Genomic DNA, 23,096 nt, shown 5'->3' with positions numbered 1-23,096 from the left:
TATAGTACTATAGTAGTATTATAAATAATTTTTGAATAGAGTCCGTAACGACGCTGACACTCAGGATAATGAAAAAAATTTCGACACTTTTGATGTCATAAATTTTAGCAGAATGCAGCCTGGGTGGAGGCGTAAGCCGTAACCCGGGAAATCAGTGGCAGAAAAACCCCGGGTTCCGCTGCGCTGCACCCAGGCTACAATTTATTTAAGCTACATAAAAAATTTCGACATTTTTTGATGTCATAAATTTTAGGATTTTATTATGGCACGAGCAGCATTGGTACAAATGGTTTCTTCAGCAGAAGTCGCTGATAACTTACATCAAGTAGAAAGATTAATGATACAAGCTCGTGAAGAGCAAGCAGATCTTGTGCTTTTGCCTGAAAATTTTGCGTTTATGGGATTTAAGGAAACAGATAAATTACAGATTGGTGAAGTTTATGGTGCAGGTCCAATACAACAAAAAATCAGTCAATTGGCAAAAAAATTAGGCCTATGGGTGATCGCTGGAACTATTCCTCTTAAAGGCACAGGCATTAAGGTGCGTGCCAGTTGCCTTGTTTATGATGCTCAAGGCAAGTGTGCGGCGCGTTATGACAAGATTCATCTGTTTGATGTGTATGTTTCCTCAAACGAAGCATATCAAGAATCGATGTCCATTGAGTGTGGAGATGATCTGGCGCTTGTAGATACCCCGGTTGGAAAAGTAGGATTAACAGTTTGTTATGATTTACGGTTCTCAGAACTTTATCAACAACTCATGTTGCAAGGAGCGCAGTTGTTTACAGTTCCTTCTGCATTTACGGCAGTGACAGGTCTAGCTCATTGGGATGTATTATTACGAGCTAGAGCTATTGAAAATCTATGTTATGTTTTGGCGGCGAATCAGGGAGGGCAGCATGAAAATGGACGTACTACTTTTGGTCATAGCATGATTGTTGACCCTTGGGGAAAAGTACTGACACAAAAAGAAGCGGGTACTGGAGTGGTAATAGCAGATATTGATTTACAACGTCAGCAAGAATTACGCAGAAGTTTCCCCTGTTTGGAACATCATGTATTAAACTTATAAGTAGAATACTACTTTCTTGATACAACAAACTAACAAATATATTTTATTTATTTAAAAGGTAATTAAATGACAGAGGCTCTCACTACAGCAAAAAAAATTTTATTAGCTCCTGCAGCGCTGGACGAAACGGGTATAGAAAAATTATTTAAAACCATTATGAATCGCCATATTGACGATGCAGATCTTTATTTTCAAAGCTGCAGTTATGAATCATGGTATTTGGAAGATTCAGTAGTGAAAAGCGGTAGCTATTCTTTAGATAGAGGCGTAGGCATTCGAGCTGTCAGTGGTGATAAAACAGGTTTTGCCTATTGTGATGATATTTTACTGCCATCAATGTTACGGGCAGCTGACGCAGCTCGTTCTATTGCACTTACTGGATCGAAACCAATTCAATCCATCCAGGTCCAAGGTGCTGCAGTAAGTCGTTATCAAAGTTTAAACCCTATTGAAGGGATGAGTAAGCAAGAAAAAATTGCTTTATTAGAAGCAATTGATAAAGAAGCACGAAGTATTGATCCTCGAGTGACTCAAGTTAATGCGTCCCTAAGTGGTTGTTATGAAGTTGTAATGGTAGCTGGGATGAATGGACAGATGATTGCTGATGTTAGACCTTTAGTGAGCATCAATGTCAGTGTTATTGTGGAAGATAAAAATGGAAAAAGGGAGTCCGCTCGCTCTGGTGGCGGTGGTCGGGTGCCTTATTCTTATTTTTACGAAAAAGAAAATGCCTTAAGTTATGCTCGTGAAGCAGTACGTGAAGCTTTGATTAATTTGGAAGCACAACCTGCTCCAGCAGGGACTATGCCCGTTGTTCTTGGACCAGGCTGGCCAGGTGTTCTATTGCATGAAGCAGTAGGGCATGGTTTGGAAGGGGATTTTAATCGCAAGGGTTTATCTGCTTTTTCTGGGCGAATTGGCCAACAAGTCGCAGCAGCCGGTGTTACAGTAGTTGACGATGGTACCTTGAAAGACAGACGCGGCTCCTTAACAATTGATGATGAAGGGACACCCTCACAATGTACTACGTTGATTGATAACGGTGTTTTGGTGAATTACATGCAAGATAAACTGAATGCCAAATTGATGGGCATGCAATCTACGGGTAATTGTCGCCGTGAATCTTATGCACATGTACCTATGCCTAGGATGACTAATACGTACATGTTGGCTGGACAACATGATCCTGAAGAAATTATTCGTTCCGTACAACGCGGTTTATATGCCGTCAATTTTGGTGGTGGACAGGTAGATATCACTTCAGGTCAATTTGTATTCTCAGCCAGCGAAGCTTATCTGATTGAAAATGGAAAAATTACTGCGCCAGTCAAAGGAGCAACACTCATTGGTAATGGGCCTGATGTAATGAAAAAAATCAGTATGATTGGAAATGATCTGGGATTGGATCGAGGAATTGGTGTTTGTGGAAAAGAGGGGCAATCAGTTCCGGTGGGAGTGGGACAGCCTACTTTAAAAATAGATGCTTTAACCGTAGGTGGGACAGGGTAAGTGTTCAGCCCCGTTGAAGGATCAGCCATATTTGGTCCATCTTGAGAGAAAATCTGTCTGTTCGTGTACAGATAAGCCCATACACCCTGAACCATTACAGGACAGAAGGTTAAAAGAAATGTAGCCTGAGTTTTTCTTTGCTTTACTCAGGCTACAGTTTTGATGTTTTTACTCAATGTTTCGCGTTACTGCCTTTAACCCTTCAAACCAACAGGAATTCTAACGGTAATGGAATTGTTGGATTGACCTAGTAAAGTACCTCCTAAACCATTGGTAATAGTATAAGTTACAGTAAATCTTGGATCCGCTGGATTATTGCTCTGGTAACTACAAATTATGTTTCCAGTTGCACTGTTATACGTAACGGAATCATTAAAATAGTTGATTAAGTTAGCAGGAACATCTTGTACGGATCCAGTCGAACGAAAATATACTTGGAGTGTTTGAGACAATATATTTTCCATACCATAACCACCAATATAGCTTCCAAAATTAGTTACAGCATTTGGACCGCCTTGAGTCATAGGACAAAAAACATTGACTTCATATCCAATAGGGTCTGCCATTGCCATTTCAGGTAGTGCAATGGAGCCGGAAAGCATCAATAATGAGCTTAAAAAAATATTTTTCATTATAATAGGTCCTTCTATATTAATTGAAATAAAAAAATTTAATTATATAAGCGAATTAGATTGTTAATGAATAAAAATAGACTGTCAACGAAAATTTTTTAGCGGTGCAAGCTCACTCGGCTTCGGTCATGTATTATACACTCTGTCGCCCTCATTCACTTGCACCTGTCTAAAGTTTAGTGGGGAACGCTCTATGATTTATGCAAAATCAAAATGGTAAGCAACCGAAGCAACGAATTCGTTTAAGAAAAGATGCTTCGTTTCGAAAGGTGTGATTATGCCTACATCACCACTAACGACATCGAAGAAAGAATTTTCAGTGCGCAACGTACCTGCATCAACAAAACGATAGCCAAGCCCAATGCTGACTTTATCGTTAAAAAAGTAATCAGCGCCGACACCAGCATCCCAAGCAAAGCTAGTCGCTGAATCACCATGAATACGAATATCATAAGTTATTGGATTATCGCTGAACGTATGCTGTACGTTTCTTAGATTACCCATTTGATTATAAGCAAAACCAATCCCGCCTTTAACATAAGGTACAAAGCCACCCCAATTTACCGTGGGCTTCAAAATCAGATCAAACAGGAACGTTTGGACGTCAATGTCATCCGCCTCATAATGATCTTCCAGGAAGAAATTGGGATCAGTAGGAATAACCGCATAGCTCGCATGAAGAAAATAATCATAGCCGCTTCGGTAATCCCAAGTAAACTGGATTGCTATGTTGGGATTATATTGATAGCCAATGAATGCACCTCCAAAACCGCCAATCCCGAAGTCGCTATTCCAATCGGAGTTGCTTGGTGCAATGATATGAAGAGGCTCGTGACCACCCAGATCGGGTGCAAAATGCGTGTTTAAAGAAATAGAAGCTCCGCCTTCAGCACCGATATAAAATCTTGGTGCAGAAGGAGCAACACTCCCCATCACACCAGCAATGGCTAAACTATTAAATCCAACACAAAAAGCTGCTATAGCAAATGCCTTTAATTTCATACTCTCTGAGTCTCCTTAGAATATTATTTTTTTGAGCTAATTTTTAAGTCAGTAAACACTGGAATAAGGAAATCTAAAACAATACAGGGGATACCTAATCCGTGGCACTAAATTAATGGTAATAACACTACATTTCATTGTTGTTTATTGCAGAAGCATGCTACTACTATGAACGTTAAATAGCAAACTTCTCTAAGAAATTCGGATAATCATGCGATATAAATCCTGGGGTACTTTTGTCTTGATTTATATTACGTTTTTTTCTCGCCATTTAATTGATTAAGCAACGAGCTGATTTCAAAAATACGCTCTTCTGAGGCAGTATTCTCTAGGGTAAAACGTAAGCGTTGGGGGCCATCCATTTGATACCTTTTGGCATGTACTTGAATTAAATGAATCAACACTCCTGGATCAATAGAAGGATTTTCACTGAACTCCAGTTTGCCTTGTTGCGCACCGGCACTGATTTTTTGAATGCCCATTTTTTCTGCTTTTAATTTTAATTCAGTAATCAATAATAAATGTTTCACTTGTTGCGGCAACAAACCAAATCGGTCAATTAACTCAACTTGTAAATCATGTAATTGTTCTTTACTTTGTGCATTCGCAATTCGCTTGTACATTATAAGTCGATTGTGAATATCAGGAATATATTCTTCAGGAATAATGGCACTGATTCGTAAATCAATCTCAGGTCCTTGGTGCATAGGAGCAGATAACTCTGGTGTTTTTCCTGCTTTTAAGTCATGCACTGCTTTATCAAGCAGTTCCATAAATAAATTGAATCCAATTGCCTGCATGTTTCCACTTTGTTCTGCACCTAAAAGCTCACCTGCTCCGCGAATTTCCAGATCGTGTGTTGCTAGAGTGAATCCTGCACCGAGATCCTCCAATGATACAATTGCCTCCAGCCGCTTGACGGCATCCGCAGTTAATATTTTTTCATTTGGGGTAAGCAAATAAGCATATGCTTGATGATGCGAGCGACCCACTCGCCCACGTAACTGGTGCAGTTGCGCTAAACCAAACTTATCTGCACGATCAATAATAATTGTATTGGCTGTGGGAATATCAATACCGGTTTCGATGATCGTGGTACAGACGAGCACATTGAAACGGTGGTGGTAAAAATCAGACATTACCCGCTCCAACTCGCGCTCACGCATTTGTCCGTGTGCACTGCGGATTTTCGCCTCAGGAACTAGCGCTTGCAAATCTTGGCACACACGTTCAATTGTTTCTACATTATTATGCAAGAAAAAAACTTGCCCCCCTCTAAGGATTTCCCTCAGTATGGCTTCACGGACTGTGGCGTCTTTTTTCTCTTGCCAGAATGTTTTAATCGCGAGACGTTTGGCTGGGGGGGTAGTCATTAGAGAAATATCCCTTATTCCTGCCATAGCCATATTTAGTGTTCTAGGAATTGGAGTAGCTGTCATAGATAAAATATCAACATGAGTTCGCAGCGCTTTAATGTGTTCTTTTTGTTTGACTCCAAAGCGATGTTCTTCATCAATAATGAGAAGTCCTAAATTTTTAAAGGCAATATTGCTTTGGAATAATTTATGTGTTCCTATGACGATATCAACAGTTCCTGACTTCAAAGCAGTGAGTACCGTTTCAGTTTCTTTGCCTGAACGAAAACGTGAAAGCAATTCAATGTTGATAGGAAAATCGGCAAATCGGTCTCGGAATGATTCAAAATGTTGTCCAGCGAGAAGGGTAGTTGGTACCAGGATACAGACTTGCTTGTTGCTTTGCACTGCGACAAAAGCGGCACGCATGGCTACTTCAGTTTTACCAAATCCCACATCCCCGCAAATTAAACGATCCATAGGTCTTGGAGATTCCATGTCTATTATTATTTGTTCAATTGCTTGTAATTGATCAGGGGTTTCTGTAAAAGGAAAAGCACTGGCAAATTTAATATACTCATTATGCTCTACCTTATATTGGTATCCAGGCTGCGCTTCTCTTTTCGCATAAAGATCCAGCAGTTCAATTGCTACATCATGAATTTTTTCGGCAGCTTTTTTCTTTTCTTTTTGCCATTGATCAGACCCCAGCTTATGCAAAGGAGCATGTTCACTATCAACTCCAGTGTATCGACTAATTAAGTGGAGTGAGGTGACAGGGACATAAATTTTATCCTCGCCTGCATAGGTAAGAACTAAAAACTCACTAGCAAACCCGTTAGATTCTATATGTTGTAATCCCTGATAACGTCCTACACCAAACTGCAAATGAACTACAGGTGCGCCAACGCGTAGTTCAGCCATATCACGGATAATTAAATCAGGGTCAACTGTTTTTTGTACTCCTCGCCTTTGAGGTGTGCTTTGCTCCCCAAATAATTGAGATTCAACGATGATTACGATATGACTTTGTTTTAATTCACATCCATAAATAAGATCCCCAGTGCTGATGTTGATCGGAGCAGTATCATTGACAAAGTCGTGCCATGAGGCGTGTACTTTGGGGGAAATGCCACTTGGTTTAAGCAGATCAAGTAACACTTCACGACGCCCGGCACTTTCGACCACAATTAAATAACGGCGTGAGGAATCTGCACAATAGTTACGAAGTTGGCTTAAAGGTTCCTGTGTTTTTCTATCTATAGGTAGTTGTGGGCCTGGTACGATGTCAAAATTAATCACAGCACCTTTTCTATCTGAAGGATTTTGGAATAAGCGAAGTTGTTCATAAGTATTCGCCTTGGTTAATAATTCAGTTGGATTAATAAAACATGCTGGGGGTGATAAAATAGGTCTACTGATATCGTATCGTCTTTGCTCAAAGCGTTCGTTTAACTCTTGCCAGAATTGTTCTGCATTATTTTGAATGTTTTCAACTAAGCAAATTTTGGCATTTTCGGGTAAATAATCAAAAAAAGTAACTGTTTTTTCAAAAAATAAGGGCAGATAATATTCAATTCCTGAAGGGAATTGACCCTCGCTGATCGCTTCATAAATAGGGCATTGACTTGGGTTTCCGGGAAATTGCTCTCTAAATGTACGTCGAAATAGAAGTTGACTTTGTTCATTTAAAGGAAATTCTCGGGCAGGTAATACATTGATTTCTTTAATTTTTTCTATTGTACGCTGGGTTTCGGTATCAAACTCTCTCAAGCTTTCAATTTCATCATCAAAAAGTTCAATGCGAAATGGCAAACCCGAACCCATAGGATAGACATCAATAATTGAACCGCGTAAAGCAAACTCCCCATGTTCAAGTACTTTATTAACACAATGATATCCGGATTGTTGCAGTTGGTTACGAAAAGCAGTTAAGTCCAACTTTTGTCCTTCTTTAAGCATCAAAGCATATTGATTTAAAAATTCAGGTGGACACAGTCTATGCATTAAAGTGCTTGCTGCAGCAATGACAATCGTATCAGTGAGGTGTTGGATTCGACTTAATGTATATAATCGCTCGGAAATAATGTCTTGATGTGGTGAGAATTGGTCATAAGGGAGCGTTTCCCAATCAGGAAAAAACAATAACTCTTGTGGAGAGTCGGGATTGAGAAAGAAGTTCAATTCTGCTTGTAATTGATTCGCGCTAAGATTGTCTTGGGTAATCAATAGCTTGATGCCGGGTGTTTGCTGACAATACTCAGCCAGGGCAAGGGCTAAACTGCTTCCGTGAAGTTGTCCCCATATTTGTTTCGCGTGTGTTGGCTTATAGAGTAAGGTTTTAATGGACATAGCTTAGGCAAGCGGATTTAAAAATTAGCGATTATACCTTATGTATGGTCTTGGTTCATCTTAAAATTGCAGATTATTTGCATTTAAACGGATAATAAGTTTTATTAAAAAGCCATATAATTAAAAATTGCTACTTATTCGTTAATTTTAATATCGAAATGATCTAATAAAGCCATGACATCCGGGAAGGAAAAACGTGCGTGCTTGATTCTATTTTCATTCGGATCAAGTGTATAGTTAATGGCGTTTGTAAAATCTGCAGCGTTTAAATTCGTATGGAGAAATAGGCTGTTCAACAGATCGGAGCCTACAAAACTTGCATGACTTAAATTCGCTTCTCTGAAATCAATATCATGAGCTTTACATTCCTCAATGATCAAACCTGAAAGCTCCAGTCCATAAAAACTGGAGTGGCTTAAGTTGCTGCTGTAAAAATAGAGGGGGCTTGTAAGCTTGACCAAGGGCCAACTTAATTCGGTCCAATTTACTCCTATAATTTTTGAATTTTTAAATGAGACTTCTGAAAATTTACACCCAGGAAATTTTGCCAGAGCAAGATCGCAGTCTTCAAAATCGCAATCAGTGAATTGTGTATTTCTGAAAATAACGTCAATAAATTTGCATTGTTTGAACTTGCAACTTTCAAAATTAATCTGCTCAATTCGTGTTTTTTCAATGGTTAATTGCGTGAATTTTTGATTAATATAAGTATTTTTATTAAATGGAAGTGTCATATACTTTTACTTTTTCTCTAATTTGAATCACTTTGTAGCCTGGGTGCAGCGCAGCGTAACCCGGGTTTCTAGACATGAATAAAATTGTTTCATCCCCGGGTTACGCTGCGCTGCACCCAGGCTACAACTTAGGTTTCATTTGATGTATCTGTTTCAATGAGTTCAAGCTCATCTAATTCAATATCTACGGACTCAATTTTTTGAAAACGCGACGTAATTTTTTTAGCGGATGTATTCACTTCGCTGACATCCTGATGAGCCAAATTGATGTGCTTGGATAGTTTATCCATTCTTTTTTCAAAGCGTTGGAAATCATCGGCCAGAGCATGTAGGTGTTTTTGAATAATGTGAACTTGTTTGCGAGTAGCATCATCTTTAAGTACCGCTTTAGCAGTAGTAAGTACAGCCATTAAAGTACTTGGGGAAACAAGCCATACTTTTAATCTTTGAGACAGCGAAATTAAATCCGGATAATTCGCATGAATTTCTGCAAAGATGGATTCCGCAGGAATGAACATCATAGCACCATCAGTGGTTTCATTGGGTATGATGTATTTTTCTGCAATGTCTTTAATATGTTTTTGAATGTCTTGACGAAATTGTTGTTGTAAGGATTTTTTCTCAACCGAAGCGGCATCAGTGCTGATAAGCCTCTGATAGGTTTCAAGAGGGAACTTGGCATCAATAACTACATTACCCGTTGGCTCAGGCAAGAATAAAATACAGTCAGCGCGTTTTTGATTACTTAGTGTATATTGCATTGCAAAATGATTGGGTGGAATCATATTGCTGATGAGTGTCGCCAATTGTACTTCACCAAAAGCGCCACGCGCTTTTTTATCAACTAATACATCTTGCAAGCTCACAACATGATTGGATAGTTCAGTAATTTTCTTTTGTGCTTCATCAATGATTGTTAGCCGCTTTACCACGTCAATAAAAGTTGAAGACGTTTTTTCAAAACCTTCGGTTAATTTGTGATTGACTTGTTGGGTTAAGCTGTGGAGATGATTGCGAATTTCTTCAGTGAGCAACTGTAAATGAGAAGTTAGTGAACTTGCATGTTGCTTGAAACTATGACTCATTTGCTCCCTAACATCAGTCATTTGCTTTTGGACGGTGTCATGAATTAATTGGTGCGTCATCAATTGTCCTTGGGCAATTTTCTCACTTACATCCAGACGCACTTGATGCAATTGCGCAGTAAAGGTCTCCAGAATTTTTTCATTGAACTGCCTGCTCAATTTTTTTTGCTGGCTTTGTTTTATCAAAAGCCAAATGAGGAATATAAATTGGAGGGCTAAAGCATATGCTATGCCCTCAAGTAGCGTGATTGAAGATAAAAATTGCATTCATTAGTCCAAAAGTTGACTGAGTTTAATCGGTGGATCATATTGATATATTGTTTTTAATTGCCCGTAATCAGTAAGGTGCAAATAACCCACGGAAAGCTGATCCTCTGCCAAACGAGCTGAATTGTCAAAGCTAAATTTAATTATTTGTTTTCCGGGCTCGAGCCATTGTGCAGTTTGAGTTGTTTCGATGGGAACATCCGTGCCTTGGGAATTTTTTGTGTATAAAACACTTTGTAATGCATACCGACTTGCAGTAGCAACTTCTACAGTGGCGGCAAATGTTAGAGGATTAGAGGAGATCTTTTTGATGCTCATTAAGCTTGCGGAAGGTATTGAATAAGAGAATGCAGCTCGTCCACTACGATGTAAGGGACTATTTTCACCCAGTGCGCATAACACATCGACCTCGATATACCAGTTGCCTCCATGAGTATTGTCATCAGAAGATAAAAGTGTACTGGCTTGGAATTGGTTGTGTTTTATTTCTTTTATTTTGAGAGGAATTGTTTGATTATCAGGGCCTACCAATGTGGCATTAACATCATCTGCCGGATAAGAGGTTATATTATCTTTTAGGGTAATAAGGGCATTAAATTGATCACCGTATTGATATTGCAATGCCGAAGGTTCAATTTGTAAATAAATTAAAGAGTATTTTTCAAACACATGAATTAGATAGGAATCGGCATTTGAGGAGTCTATAGATTTGCTTTTGAGCATGAAATGACTCGCGCCTAATTCAGGTTTGATTTGCAGCATGATCTGATGCGAACCTATTCTTAGCGACTCATCAATTGCCTCATCCTGACTGTATAAAGATGAAGCATCTTTTAAGCTGATGAATTTGCTGGATTTAGCACTTTTTAACTCCAATGCAGGAATGGATTTATTTTTTTGCAAAGGGATAATGCGTAGTACTGCTTCTGGTGCATGAATCGCTAAGTTAATGCCTTGTTGTAATTGAGCAGCAGTCACTTGTTGATTGTAACTGTAACTTTTTTGAATGTTGCTTTCTGTTTTATTTAAAGGAAATTCTCCAATTTTCCAACCATCCTGCAGATGTTCATGCGATAAAGTACTGCAAATATCACAATCATAAGATTTGACTGGATTTTGTGGTAAGGTGAATGCACTGGCTTGCGCACAACAGAATAAAGACAACAAAGTAAGCGTAGTTCTCATTTTACAGCTCCTTCTGAATCTAGGATAGAAATCAGTATTTTATCCAGTCCAAAACATGAATGACGGCTTTGATTGTGGCTAAGCGTTGTCTTATCATCCGTTTGCTCCTTGTCATAAAACCAAATTGTACCTGCAGCAGCTTGGGACGTACAATTTAAAAAACCATCGGCACAGTAATCCAGATAGATTTTGGCAATTCTTAAGCCACTATTGAGTAAATAACCATTACAGTAACTGGCTGAAGAGAGAGGGGAGGCAATAACATCGGTCCCTATGACTGCGTTAAAAGGTACTGGCAAGGAGGGGCGATTTTTAGTGCCGAATAAGAGCTCCTCGTTGTAAATGTACATATCACCAACACGTTGCTGCTTCACCGCATCCCCCGTATAACCCAACAACCAGCTCAGGCTGGCTTCGAAAATACCTCCATTGAAAAGCATATCAGCAAGAGGGGTACCTCCACTTGAAGGAGCTAACGCAACGATTTGTTTGATTTTACTTTTTAATCGCATGTATCGATTATCGTAAGTTGGATTCGAAAGGATCCAGCGCATTACATTTGCGCCATTGGAATGGCTATAAAGAATTAAGGAGTCAATTTTTTTATGATCTATAAAATCTAATAGCTGATTTGCAGTACATCCTGCAGCTTCTTCATCCCACATGTATTTACTGTAATCACAATGAACTACATAGTAATTTTCAGGATTCGGAAGCCCTTGAGCAATATCCTGAATAAAATCTGTTTTCCAATAGCCTCCTTCCGCATCCTCTCGGTGATCATTTGTTCCATGAACAAATGCGATGCCTAGATTTATAGATCCATTAGACTGTGGAAGAGCATACATTAATGTGGAAGATACAAGTAAAAGCCCTGTTATTACGATACGTTTAAAATCCATTTTTATCACGCCTCGGTTCTTGTTGAATCGATATGTATCTATAGCATATTTTTTAGTGATAAACTAATGTTTTTAGGATAATTGCTTTTCACCTATAAAGTTATGAATTCGTAGCCTGGTGCATTGTAGCCTGGGTGAAGGCGTAGCCGTAACCCGGGTTTTCCTGCCACAAAATTCCCGGGTTCGCCTTCACCCAGGCTACGAATTTTTAAAGGCAATGACTTCTCATGTTTTAGATTATGGATGGTAAATGAATGAGTATTGATGAAGTAAAGGGGCAAATTGCTGAATTAAAAGATAGAATAAGGCAATATGATTATCACTATTATGTTCTGGACGAACCACTAGTCCCTGATGTTGAATACGATCGGTGTTTTCGAGCATTACAGGATTTGGAAACTAAGTATCCTGAATTGTTGACAACAGACTCACCTACCCAGCGTGTGAGTGGTACTCCCGCAGATGCCTTTATGCCAGTAACCCATAGGCAACCTATGTTGTCCTTATCAAACGTATTTACTGAGGAAGAGTTACAAGCATTTATTAAGCGTGTCACCGAAAAACTGGATGACCCAGTTCAGCAATTGGTTTTTACCTGTGAACCTAAGTTGGATGGACTTGCAGTAAATCTTAGCTACGAAAATGGAGTATTGATTTCTGCAGCAACACGTGGTGATGGAAGTACAGGTGAAAACATTACTGCCAATATTAAAACAATCTCTGCAATTCCCTTAGTTTTAAGGGTAACAAAACCACCACGTTTTATCGAAATTCGTGGCGAGGTATACATGCCAAAAACAGGTTTTGAAGAGTACAACAAAAAGGCCAAAGAGTCTGGGGAAAAAGTTTTTGCCAATCCTCGTAATGCTGCGGCAGGAAGTTTACGGCAATTGAATCCTGCAGTGACTGCAAGTAGACCTTTGGCCATTTATTGCTATGGCATAGGGGCTTGCGAGGGATATAGCTTACCAGACAGTCATTGGGAGCAATTGCAATTACTTAGAGAGTTTGGCTTTAGGGTATCTTTAGATACCAAACAGGAAGTAGGTATCAAAGGTTGCCTGAGTTATTACCATGACATGTTAGCCAAGCGTAATCAACTTCCTTTTGAAATTGATGGAGTTGTTTATAAAGTAGACAGCGTTCCTTTGCAACAGCAACTTGGCTTTATTTCGCGAGCTCCCCGATTTGCTTGTGCCCATAAGTTTCCTGCTACTGAAGAGATGACTGAGCTGTTAGCCGTTGATTTTCAAGTAGGAAGAACTGGGGCTTTAACTCCGGTAGCTCGTTTGGCACCGGTCAATGTTGCAGGAGTTACTGTAAGTAATGCGACTTTGCATAATATGGATGAAATTGCCAGAAAGGATATTCGTATCGGTGATATGGTTATTATTCGTCGTGCGGGTGATGTGATTCCAGAGGTGGTTTCTGTCATTCTCGAGCGACGTCCAATAAATACCAAAGAGATTCATTTACCTCATAAATGTCCTGTTTGCGGTTCTGATGTAGTGCGTGAGGAAGGGGAGGCGGTTGCGCGTTGTGTGGGTGGTTTATTTTGCAAAGCTCAATTAAAAAGAATGATGTGGCATTTTGCTTCACGTAAAGCGATGTATATTGAGGGATTGGGGGCTGTACTTATTGAACAACTAGTCGATGAAGGGATCGTGCGCCATTTGCCCGATCTATATACGCTTGATGTCACAACTTTGGCAAATCTCCCACGTATGGGAGAGAAGTCGGCAAAAAATTTATTGCACGCTTTAGAACAAAGTAAAAATACAACATTTACTCGTTTTCTTTATGCGCTGGGAATTCGTGAAATTGGTGAGTCCAGCGCTCGAATGTTGGCGGAACATTTCGGAGATGTTGACGCTATTTCCAAAGCAACAGAAGAAGAGTTAATGAGCTTGCAAGATATGGGGCCTGTAGGTGCTTTTAATGTGGTGCATTTTTTTGCACAAGAGCATAATCGTCAAGTAATTGACCGTTTATTAACCCTTGGTGTTCATTGGCCAAAAGTCGAGAAAAAGAAAGTCAATAAAGAGCATTCTTTATTTGGAAAAACAGTGGTTCTGACGGGAACTTTAAATACTATGGGGCGTGAAGAGGCCAAAGCAAAATTATTGGCTTTGGGAGCTAAAGTGACAGGTAGCGTCTCAGCAAAAACAGATTATGTTATTGCTGGAAGCGACGCAGGCTCCAAACTGGATAAAGCAAATGATCTGGGTGTTGCGGTTTTGGATGAGGAACAGTTTCTTAAAATGTTAGAAGGCTCTGTTTCCATTTCCACTAACTTGGCTAAAATGGCCTGATTTTCTGCGCTTCAGTGCTCGAAAATCAGGCCATTTTAGCCAAGCTAGCGAAATGGACACTGACCCAAATTATTATTTAGATAAGGATTTTTTTTGAATCGTATACAGCGAATGGTACTGGTTGCTTTGTTTTTTAAAAGTTTTAGCTGCTTCGCTTATGCATGGCCTTGGATTTTAAATAATCCATATCCTCGCGCACAAGCAAACAAAAATATTTATTATTCATCATTTTCCGAACAGCCTAAAACTCTGGATCCGGCGCTTTCTTATTCGTCAAATGAGTCTCTTTTTCTTGCTCAAATATATGAGCCTTTGTTGCAGTATGACTATTTTAAAAGGCCATATCAATTAGTTCCATTAATCGCATCGCAAATGCCGCAGTTAAGATACCTGGATGTCCAAGGTAATTTACTGCCTGAAAACAGCCAGGAACCACCTGCTTATAGTGTTTATACTATAACCATTAAAAAAGGAATTTATTATCAGCCACATCCAGCTTTTTCTAAGGATAAAAATGGGGCCTATTTTTATCATCATGTTACATCGGGATATTTAGATGAAGAAGACATTAACCAATTATCTGATTTTAAGGATATAGGTACGCGGGAATTGATTGTTGATGATTATATTTATCAAATAAAACGATTGGCTAATCCTGCATTGAGCTCACCGATTTATGGTTTAATGAGTGACTATATCGTCGGTTTTGCAGAATATGGAAAAACACTTCCTAAAGGCAATCATTATATTGATCTGCGTCATTATCCTTTAAAAGGGCTAAAAAAACTGGATGATTATTCCTTTGAAATCACTTTAAAAGGAAAATATACCCAGTTTTTATTTTGGTTGGCTATGAGCTTTTTTTCTCCAGTTCCTTGGGAAGCCGATTTCTTTTACTCTCAACCAGGCATGTTGGACAATAACATCACTTTGAGTTGGTTCCCTGTAGGCACAGGTCCTTTTATGATGGTTAAAAATAATCCCAATCGAAATATGGTGCTCCAAAAAAATCCTAATTTTCGCGAAGAATATTATCCAAGCATCGGTTCTGATGAGGATAAGAAATTAGGATATTTGAATAATGCAGGGAAACGAATACCTTTTATTGAAAAAGCAATTTTTACTCTTGAAAAAGAATCCATTCCTCGGTGGAATAAATTTTTGCAAGGTTATTATGATAGTTCTGTGATTGGGGCAGACAGTTTTGATCAGGCAATCCATACGAATCGATATGGCAAGGCTGAGCTAACACCTGAGATGCAAAAAAAACATATGTATCTCACTGTGGAATTACAACCTACTACTTACTATATGGGATTTAATATGCTTGATAAAGTAGTTGGGGGAACGAGTGAACGTGCGCGCAAGTTAAGAAGGGCTATCTCAATTGCAGTAAACTATGATGAAAATATAGCCATTTTTCATAATGGTCGAGGTATCGCAGCTCAAGGACCGATTCCACCAGGTATTTTTGGTTATAAAGAGGGCGAAGCAGGGATTAATCCTTACGTTTATGAATGGAAAAATGATGAAGCTGTGCGTCGTCCCATTAGCGATGCGAAACAACTTATGGCTGAGGCAGGATACCCTGATGGGATTGATCCGGCTACTGGAAATCACTTAATTTTGAGTTATGACGTCACTACAACAGGTGGTCCTCAGGACAAATCCTTATTTGATTGGATGCGTAAGCAATTTGCCCAGATAGGCATCGATTTGAATGTTCGGGCAACCTTGTATAATCGTTTTCAAGAAAAAATGCGTACAGGTGATACACAAATATTTAGTTGGGGCTGGGTGGCAGATTATCCGGATCCTGAAAACTTTTTGTTTCAGTTGTATGGTGCCAATGGCAAGGTAAAATTTAGCGGTGAAAATGCTGCCAATTATCAAAATCCAGAATTTGATCGTCTTTTTAATTTAATGAAAAATAGGCAGAATGATGCACAAAGGCAGCGGATCATTGATGAGATGATCTCTATTGTTCGTCATGATGCTCCATGGATTTGGGGGATACATCCTGAAGAATTTATTTTATCTCAGAGCTGGGTTTCTCGCGTTAAGCCCAACACAATGTTTTCTTCAACTCTAAAGTACCTCGCAATCGATGTACCTGAACGAAACAAAATGAGATTCGCTTGGAATCAACCTGTTTTTTGGCCATTGGGTTTATTGTTTTTGCTTATTCTAATCCTAATTCTTCCTTTAGTTATTGCCTATTACAAAAAAGAAAGAAAACCGGCAGAAAGGAGGTTTATCCCATGATCAAGTATTTACTGCGTCGAGTTATGTATTCGATACCCATTCTTTTTGGAATTAATCTGATTACTTTTATTTTATTTTTTATGGTGAATACACCAGACGATATTGCACGGATGCATTTAGGGCAAAAACATGTGGAACAACAAGTGATTGATGATTGGAAAGAGGCACATGGTTATAATTTACCCTTATTTTATAATGAACAAAAAACTGGAATAGAAAAAATACAATCGAGTTTATTTTTTCAAAAATCAATGAAGCTCTTTACTTTTAATTTTGGCGTGTCCGATTCTGGACGAGATATTAGTGAAGACATTACCTACAGAATGTGGCCAAGTCTTTCAATCGCATTACCCGTTTTGATATTGGATGTTATTGCTAACATTATTGTAGCTATGGCAATGGCTTTTTTTCGCGGGACTTATCTTGATTTAGCAGGTGTGGTGATTTGTATTATTTTAATGTCGATTTCCAGTCTATTTTATATTATTGGTGGCCAATATCTTTTTGGTAAATTATTACGTTTAGTACCTATTTCAGGTTATGACAGTGGCTTTGATGCGTTAAAGTTCGTTATTTTGCCGATTACTGTAGCGGTACTTAGCGGTTTGGGGGCGGGGAGCCGTTGGTATCGCACTTTATTCTTGGAAGAAATGCATAAAGATTATGTTAAAACTGCCAGAGCAAAAGGACTATCGGAACGAAGAGTGATGTTTAAGCATGTACTGAAAAATGCAATGCTTCCTATATTAACCGGAATTGTAGTGATTATTCCTTCCTTATTTATGGGCAGTTTGATATTGGAATCTTTTTTTGGTGTCCCCGGCTTAGGTAGCTATACGATTGATGCAATTCAACAACAGGATTTTGCTATTGTGAGGGCTATGGTGTTCTTAGGTTCGATTCTTTACATTGTAGGATTGGTATTAACAGATATCTCTTATATGCTGGTTGATCCTCGAGTGAGATTATCTTAGAAATAAAAAGTAGCCTGGGTGCAGCGAAGCGAAACCCGGGATTTGTGGATCTGAATAAAATTTCTCAACACGGGTTTCGCTTCGCTGCACCCAGGCTACGTGTTGAGGAGATGAGTTGAGAAGAAAAAATGATGATTGACTTTCTATGGACTGATAAATGCTTTCTTACCTTAGTAGCCTTAAGTGGGGTGGTAATTTTACTGAGCTTACGCAAGTATCATATAAGGCGTTCTTTTTCCATAATTTTGCAAAGGCCCATTGCTGTAAGTGCGGGCATCATCCTGTTGTTTTTTCTTACTGTGGGTATTTTGGATTCGATTCATATTACATCGGTAAATAAGGAAACAGAGACTGCAGCTACTGTGTTGGATAAGATTTTGGCTCCTATCGATCAAATTTTAGAAAAAACTTATTCGGCGCCGTTGGCATTAAGGCAATTTATTAGTGAAACTACCTTTGTGAATGGTGTTGTTGAGCAAACTTATCCATTATTGATTTATCCTGGCAAACGGGTAAATACAGAAGCAGAAAGAAACGAGCTCATAAAGAGTACACTGTGGCATGCATTGAAATGGGGTATATCCGCGGCATTTTGTATCGGAATAGTTCTAATTTTTATTCGTTTTTGCCGACAGTTAAGACCTGTTTTTGCTTTAAGCGCGACGAGTTTAAGCACCTTAATCACCCTAAGTGTTCTTACATTTTTTGTTGTGCTTGGTTACGAGCTTTCAAGAACGTTTCATGTGTTTGGTACGGGACAAATTGGCCAAGATATTTTTTACTTTACAATTAAAAGCATACGTACAGGTTTGGTCATTGGTCTTTTAACTACTTTATTTATGCTGCCCTTGGCTTTGTTTTTGGGAGTAGTGGCAGGATATTTTGGAGGTTTGGCGGATGACCTGATTCAGTATACTTATACCACTTTAAGCTCAATACCCGGTGTTTTATTAATTACTGCTTCAGTCTTATCGTTACAAGTTTACATAGCCAATCATCCTGAGCAGTTTACTACTTTAGCTCAAAGTGCGGATGCACGTTTATTGGCACTTTGTTTCATCCTTGGGGTAACGAGTTGGACCAGCTTATGTCGACTTTTGCGAGCAGAAACTTTAAAGCTACGAGAAGTAGATTATGTTCAAGCGGCGCGTGCTTTAGGATCCAATTGGTTTACGATTATTCGCAAACACTTATTGCCCAATGTGATGCATATTGTGGTGATCACTCTGGTTTTGGATTTTAGTTTTCTGGTTATGGCTGAGGCATTGCTTTCTTATGTGGGAGTAGGGGTTTCACCCATGACCATTAGTTGGGGTAATATGATTAATAGCGCACGTTTTGAGTTAGCGCGTAATCCTGTTATTTGGTGGCCTATATTGGCTGCATTTGTTTTTATGTTTTTGCTGGTTTTAGCGATTAACTTATTTGCAGATGCGGTCCGAGATGCTTTTGATCCGCATCAATCACAAGTTTGATATAGAACTTAATGGGTGAGTTTATCATGATGATGCAGGTAGGCAAAACCCTTGATTTAGGTTAAAGTTCATCAATTAAGCTTAATGAGTTAATTTCCTTATGCAACAACGTTTTGTTCATTTACGTGTCCATACCGAGTTTTCTTTGGTTGATGGCTTGACTCGTGTTAAGCCTTTAATGAAGGTTTTACCGTCCCGAGGGATGTGTGCTGTTGCAGTGACTGATTATTGCAATTTGTTTGCGGCTGTGAAGCATTATAAAAACGCTGTTGATATGGGAATCAAGCCTATTATTGGAAGTGATTTACCTTGCCACGATCCTGATCAGCCTGAACGAGTTTCTTCTCTGGTTCTTTTATGCCTTAATTCTCAAGGGTATAACAATTTAACCTGTCTTATTTCCAAAGCATATCAGGAAGGACAATATCAAGGGCAACCAAGAGTACAAAACCAATGGATTCAAGAGTACTCAGCAGGACTTATCGCATTATCTGGTGGAAAATTCGGTGATATTGGACACGCATTATTAGCTAATGACGATGCTTTAGCTAAAAGTCGAGCGATATATTGGCAAACACTTTTCCCCAATCGTTTTTATTTAGAAATTCAACGTACAGGACGACCTGATGAAACGCGTTACAATGAAAAGTTGATTGCTTTAGCCGATGAATTGCAATTACCGCTAGTAGCAACCAATGATGTGCGTTTTCTTGATCAAGAAGATTTTGAAGCGCATGAAGCGCGAGTTTGTATTCATGAAGGGTATACACTGGCTGATCCTAGAAGAGAGCAAAAGTACAGTGCGCAACAATACTTGCGATCGGCTGATGAAATGATTGCTTTATTTTCTGATTTACCATCTGCAATAGAAAATACCGTTGAAATCAGTAAACGATGCACTGTAAAACTGGATTTAGGTAATAATTATTTGCCTAATTTTCCCATACCGGATGGGTCTACTGTTGAAGAATATTTATCTCATTTATCACAAGTTGGTTTAGAAGAGCGTTTACTGCAAATATTTAAAAACAAATCGCCTGAAGAATTGCAAACATCTCGAGAAGAGTACGACAAACGTTTGCAGGTTGAACTCAATGTGATTAATAGCATGGGCTTTGCCGGTTATTTCCTAATTGTGGCTGACTTCATTCAGTGGGCAAAAAAAAATGGTGTGCCGGTGGGGCCAGGAAGAGGTTCAGGAGCTGGCTCCTTAGTTGCTTATGCATTAAAAATTACCGACTTGGATCCTTTGGAGTATGAGTTACTTTTTGAGCGTTTCTTAAACCCGGAACGGGTATCCATGCCTGATTTTGATATCGATTTTTGTATGGAAGGTCGCGATCGGGTTATTGATTATGTGGCTGAGAAATATGGCAGGCAAAGTGTTTCACAAATTATTACTTTTGGTACTATGGCTGCAAAAGCAGTGGTACGTGATGTTGGACGTGTATTAGGTCATCCCTATGGCTTTGTTGATAAGTTAGCAAAATTAATCCCTTTTGAAATCGGAATTACATTAAGTAAGGCTTTAGAACAGGAAGAAGAACTAAAGCGTCGTTACGAAGAGGAAGAGGAAGTTAAAGAACTCATTGATTTGGCATTAAAACTGGAAGGGATTACCCGCAATGCAGGAAAACATGCCGGGGGAGTGGTGATTGCCCCATCCCAGCTCACAGATTTTACTGCGATTTATTGTGAAGAGGGATCGACACAAATTGTTAGCCAGTTTGATAAAGATGATGTTGAAGCGGCGGGTTTGGTCAAGTTTGACTTTTTAGGATTACGTACCCTGACGATTATCGATTGGGCTTTGACTACGGTAAATAAAAAACGAGCTATTGAAGGCTTGGCTGCAGTGGATATCAGTCAAATTCCAACAGATGATGTTGCGACTTTTGATTTATTAAAGGCATGTAAAACAACAGCGGTATTCCAGCTGGAATCTCGTGGTATGAAGGAGTTAATTAGCCGTTTACAGCCTGATTGTTTTGAGGACATTATCGCTTTAGTGGCTTTATTCAGACCAGGTCCTTTGCAATCTGGAATGGTAGATGATTTTATTGATCGTAAGCATGGACGTGCGGTAGTTGATTATCCTCATCCGGATTTGGAGCCAATTTTAAAACCAACTTACGGCGTTATCTTATATCAAGAGCAAGTGATGCAAATTGCGCAGGTTTTGGCAAATTATACTTTGGGTGCTGCTGATTTGTTACGTCGTGCGATGGGAAAGAAAAAGCCCGAAGAAATGGCAAAACAGCGAGAAATTTTTACTCAAGGTGCGACTGATCGAGGAGTTGATGAAAAAGTTGCAACTCATATTTTTGACTTGATGGAAAAATTTGCGGGTTATGGTTTTAACAAATCGCATTCAGCTGCATATGCATTGGTAGCTTACCAAACTGCATGGCTTAAAGCACACTATCCGGCGGCATTCATGGCTGCAGTTATGTCCTCAGATATGGATAATACGGATAAAGTGGTTACTTTTATTGATGAATGTGCTCATATGAAATTGAAGATTTTACCTTCATCAATCAATCACTCGATGTATCCGTTTACTGTAGTTGATGATGCCACTATTATATATGGTCTTGGTGCTATAAAAGGGGTAGGAGAGTCTGCTATTGACTGCATTATTGAGGCGCGTGAAGCAGGTGGAAAATACACAGACTTATTTAGTTTCTGCCAACGACTGGATTTGCGCAAGGTAAATCGACGCGTATTAGAAGCGCTCATTAAAAGTGGTGCTTTTGATGATTGGAATGTGGAGCGAGCAATATTAACTGCATCTTTGGAAAAAGCGCTAAAAGTGGCAGAAAAAGAGCATCAAAATCAATCCAGTGGACAATTTGATTTATTTTCATTATTAGAAGACGATACTAATGAGCAAAACTACGTGCAGTGCAAACCCTGGTCCGAGGCGCAACGACTCGAAGGTGAGCGAGAAGTATTAGGCTTTTATCTAACCGGGCATCCTGCAGATCAATATCGACGTGAGTTTGGTGACTTTATCGTTCCAATCAGTCAACTAAATCCATCCATGCATAAAAAAGCCATTATTTGTGCACAAATAGTAGGGATTCGCAAAATTGTGACGAAACGTGGCAAGAAGCTCGTGATTCTTGGCATGGATGATTCTACGGCACGACTTGATGTTGTTGTATTTGGCGAGCTTTTCGAATCCTCTGCCTCGGGCGTGGCAACCGGAGATATGTTAGTAATTGAAGGTGAAGTAGCCCATGATGATTATAATGGCGGTGTAAAAATGACTGCGAATCATCTCTATGATGTGCCAACAGCGCGTACTAAATTTGCTCGATGCTTGGAGTTACGTTTGCACTCTGGAAATCAGGGGATTTTAGGTTCTATTCAAGCATTATTAAAAGCTCATGTTGGACGCTGTTCCGTGCAACTTTCATACAGCAATGATTATGCTAGGGCGCAATTGAGTCTTGCACAACAATGGCAAGTAGTTCCAAGTGATGAACTACTCGGGCTTTTAATGAATCTTTTAGGGGATGAGCACGTTGTTATGAAATATTAATAGCCCGGGTGCAGCGCAGCGGAACCCGGGTTTCCTGTCACATATTCCCCGGGTTCCGCTGCGCTGCACCCTGGCTACATTTATTTTTAGCTGGCCAGCAATTTATCCATTTTTGCTGCACAAATAAAATCATTATGACTCAAGCCATTGAGGGCATGGGTCATGAAGCTCACGCGGCAATAGTTATAACCTACTTCTAAATCGGGGTGATGATTTTCGGTATTTGCAATCCATGCAAGTGCATTAACAAAAGCCATTGTTTCATAAAAATCTTTAAAAGATAAACTGCGTTTAATGATTCGGTGATCTGCACTTACCTCCCAATTTTTATTTAACTGCGGCATTAAATTTTTAATTTGTTCTGCATTTAATGCAGCGCCTATGCCTTCACATGATTCACAATGTTTGCTGCTTAAATCACTGGTCAT

At 39.3% G+C, this 23,096-nt stretch carries 15 protein-coding genes; 7 read left to right on the top strand and 8 right to left on the bottom strand.

What is annotated here, in order from left to right; translation table 11 throughout:
• Positions 1–262 precede the first annotated feature (262 nt).
• Positions 263–1,072 carry a carbon-nitrogen hydrolase family protein gene (locus Lani_RS00375; protein WP_019235125.1) on the top strand — a complete coding sequence of 270 codons (810 nt, stop codon included), beginning with the start codon at positions 263–265 and terminating at the stop codon, positions 1,070–1,072.
• A 66-nt stretch (positions 1,073–1,138) separates the two neighbouring features.
• Positions 1,139–2,581, top strand: coding sequence for a metalloprotease TldD (tldD, locus tag Lani_RS00370; protein ID WP_019235126.1), 1,443 nt, complete (start codon positions 1,139–1,141; stop codon positions 2,579–2,581).
• Positions 2,582–2,775: 194 nt separating this feature from the next.
• Here tldD and Lani_RS00365 read toward each other — a convergent pair whose 3' ends face one another.
• The 7 genes from Lani_RS00365 to Lani_RS00335 form a co-directional block, all read right to left on the bottom strand.
• A complete protein-coding gene (locus tag Lani_RS00365; RefSeq protein WP_019235127.1) occupies positions 2,776–3,213 on the bottom strand; it encodes a hypothetical protein in 438 nt (145 codons plus the stop codon).
• Positions 3,214–3,411: 198 nt separating this feature from the next.
• Positions 3,412–4,215: an outer membrane protein gene (locus Lani_RS00360; RefSeq protein ID WP_019235128.1), complete on the bottom strand. Its 804-nt coding sequence runs from the start codon at positions 4,213–4,215 to the stop codon at positions 3,412–3,414.
• Between the two features lie 251 nt (positions 4,216–4,466).
• Positions 4,467–7,922, bottom strand: coding sequence for a transcription-repair coupling factor (mfd, locus tag Lani_RS00355; protein WP_019235129.1), 3,456 nt, complete (start codon positions 7,920–7,922; stop codon positions 4,467–4,469).
• A gap of 134 nt (positions 7,923–8,056) precedes the next feature.
• The gene (locus Lani_RS00350) at positions 8,057–8,656 is read right to left on the bottom strand and encodes a pentapeptide repeat-containing protein (protein ID WP_019235130.1); all 600 of its coding nucleotides are present in this window, start codon (positions 8,654–8,656) and stop codon (positions 8,057–8,059) included.
• A 128-nt stretch (positions 8,657–8,784) separates the two neighbouring features.
• Positions 8,785–10,008 carry a DNA recombination protein RmuC gene (locus tag Lani_RS00345; protein ID WP_058388347.1) on the bottom strand — a complete coding sequence of 408 codons (1,224 nt, stop codon included), beginning with the start codon at positions 10,006–10,008 and terminating at the stop codon, positions 8,785–8,787.
• A gap of 3 nt (positions 10,009–10,011) precedes the next feature.
• Positions 10,012–11,193 carry a DUF4785 domain-containing protein gene (locus Lani_RS00340; RefSeq protein ID WP_058388346.1) on the bottom strand — a complete coding sequence of 394 codons (1,182 nt, stop codon included), beginning with the start codon at positions 11,191–11,193 and terminating at the stop codon, positions 10,012–10,014.
• Entirely contained in the window at positions 11,190–12,095 is a 906-nt protein-coding gene (locus Lani_RS00335; protein ID WP_019233296.1) for a hypothetical protein, read from the bottom strand. Before Lani_RS00335 ends, Lani_RS00340 begins: the two co-directional genes overlap by 4 nt.
• 254 nt (positions 12,096–12,349) lie before the next feature.
• On the opposite strand from Lani_RS00335, the gene ligA reads away from it, so the two are divergent.
• The 5 genes from ligA (at position 12,350) to dnaE (ending at position 22,668) form a co-directional block, all read left to right on the top strand.
• On the top strand, positions 12,350–14,407 hold the full coding sequence (ligA, locus tag Lani_RS00330) for an NAD-dependent DNA ligase LigA (RefSeq protein ID WP_019233297.1): 2,058 nt from the start codon (positions 12,350–12,352) through the stop codon (positions 14,405–14,407).
• A gap of 111 nt (positions 14,408–14,518) precedes the next feature.
• Positions 14,519–16,672, top strand: a complete 2,154-nt coding sequence (locus tag Lani_RS00325; RefSeq protein ID WP_019233298.1) for an ABC transporter substrate-binding protein — start codon at positions 14,519–14,521, stop codon at positions 16,670–16,672.
• On the top strand, positions 16,669–17,646 hold the full coding sequence (locus Lani_RS00320; protein WP_019233299.1) for an ABC transporter permease: 978 nt from the start codon (positions 16,669–16,671) through the stop codon (positions 17,644–17,646). Before Lani_RS00325 ends, Lani_RS00320 begins: the two co-directional genes overlap by 4 nt.
• A 128-nt stretch (positions 17,647–17,774) precedes the next feature.
• A complete protein-coding gene (locus Lani_RS00315; RefSeq protein WP_040522414.1) occupies positions 17,775–19,121 on the top strand; it encodes an ABC transporter permease in 1,347 nt (448 codons plus the stop codon).
• A gap of 100 nt (positions 19,122–19,221) precedes the next feature.
• The gene (gene dnaE / locus Lani_RS00310) at positions 19,222–22,668 is read left to right on the top strand and encodes a DNA polymerase III subunit alpha (protein ID WP_019233301.1); all 3,447 of its coding nucleotides are present in this window, start codon (positions 19,222–19,224) and stop codon (positions 22,666–22,668) included.
• Between the two features lie 86 nt (positions 22,669–22,754).
• Here the strand turns inward: dnaE and Lani_RS00305 are convergent, their stop codons facing one another.
• A complete protein-coding gene (locus Lani_RS00305; RefSeq protein ID WP_019233302.1) occupies positions 22,755–23,096 on the bottom strand; it encodes a 4a-hydroxytetrahydrobiopterin dehydratase in 342 nt (113 codons plus the stop codon).

It is taken from the genome of Legionella anisa (assembly GCF_001467525.1).
Classification (GTDB): domain Bacteria; phylum Pseudomonadota; class Gammaproteobacteria; order Legionellales; family Legionellaceae; genus Legionella; species Legionella anisa.
Note: the sequence above shows the minus strand (reverse complement) of the source record. Positions and strands in the feature narration are given on the sequence as shown.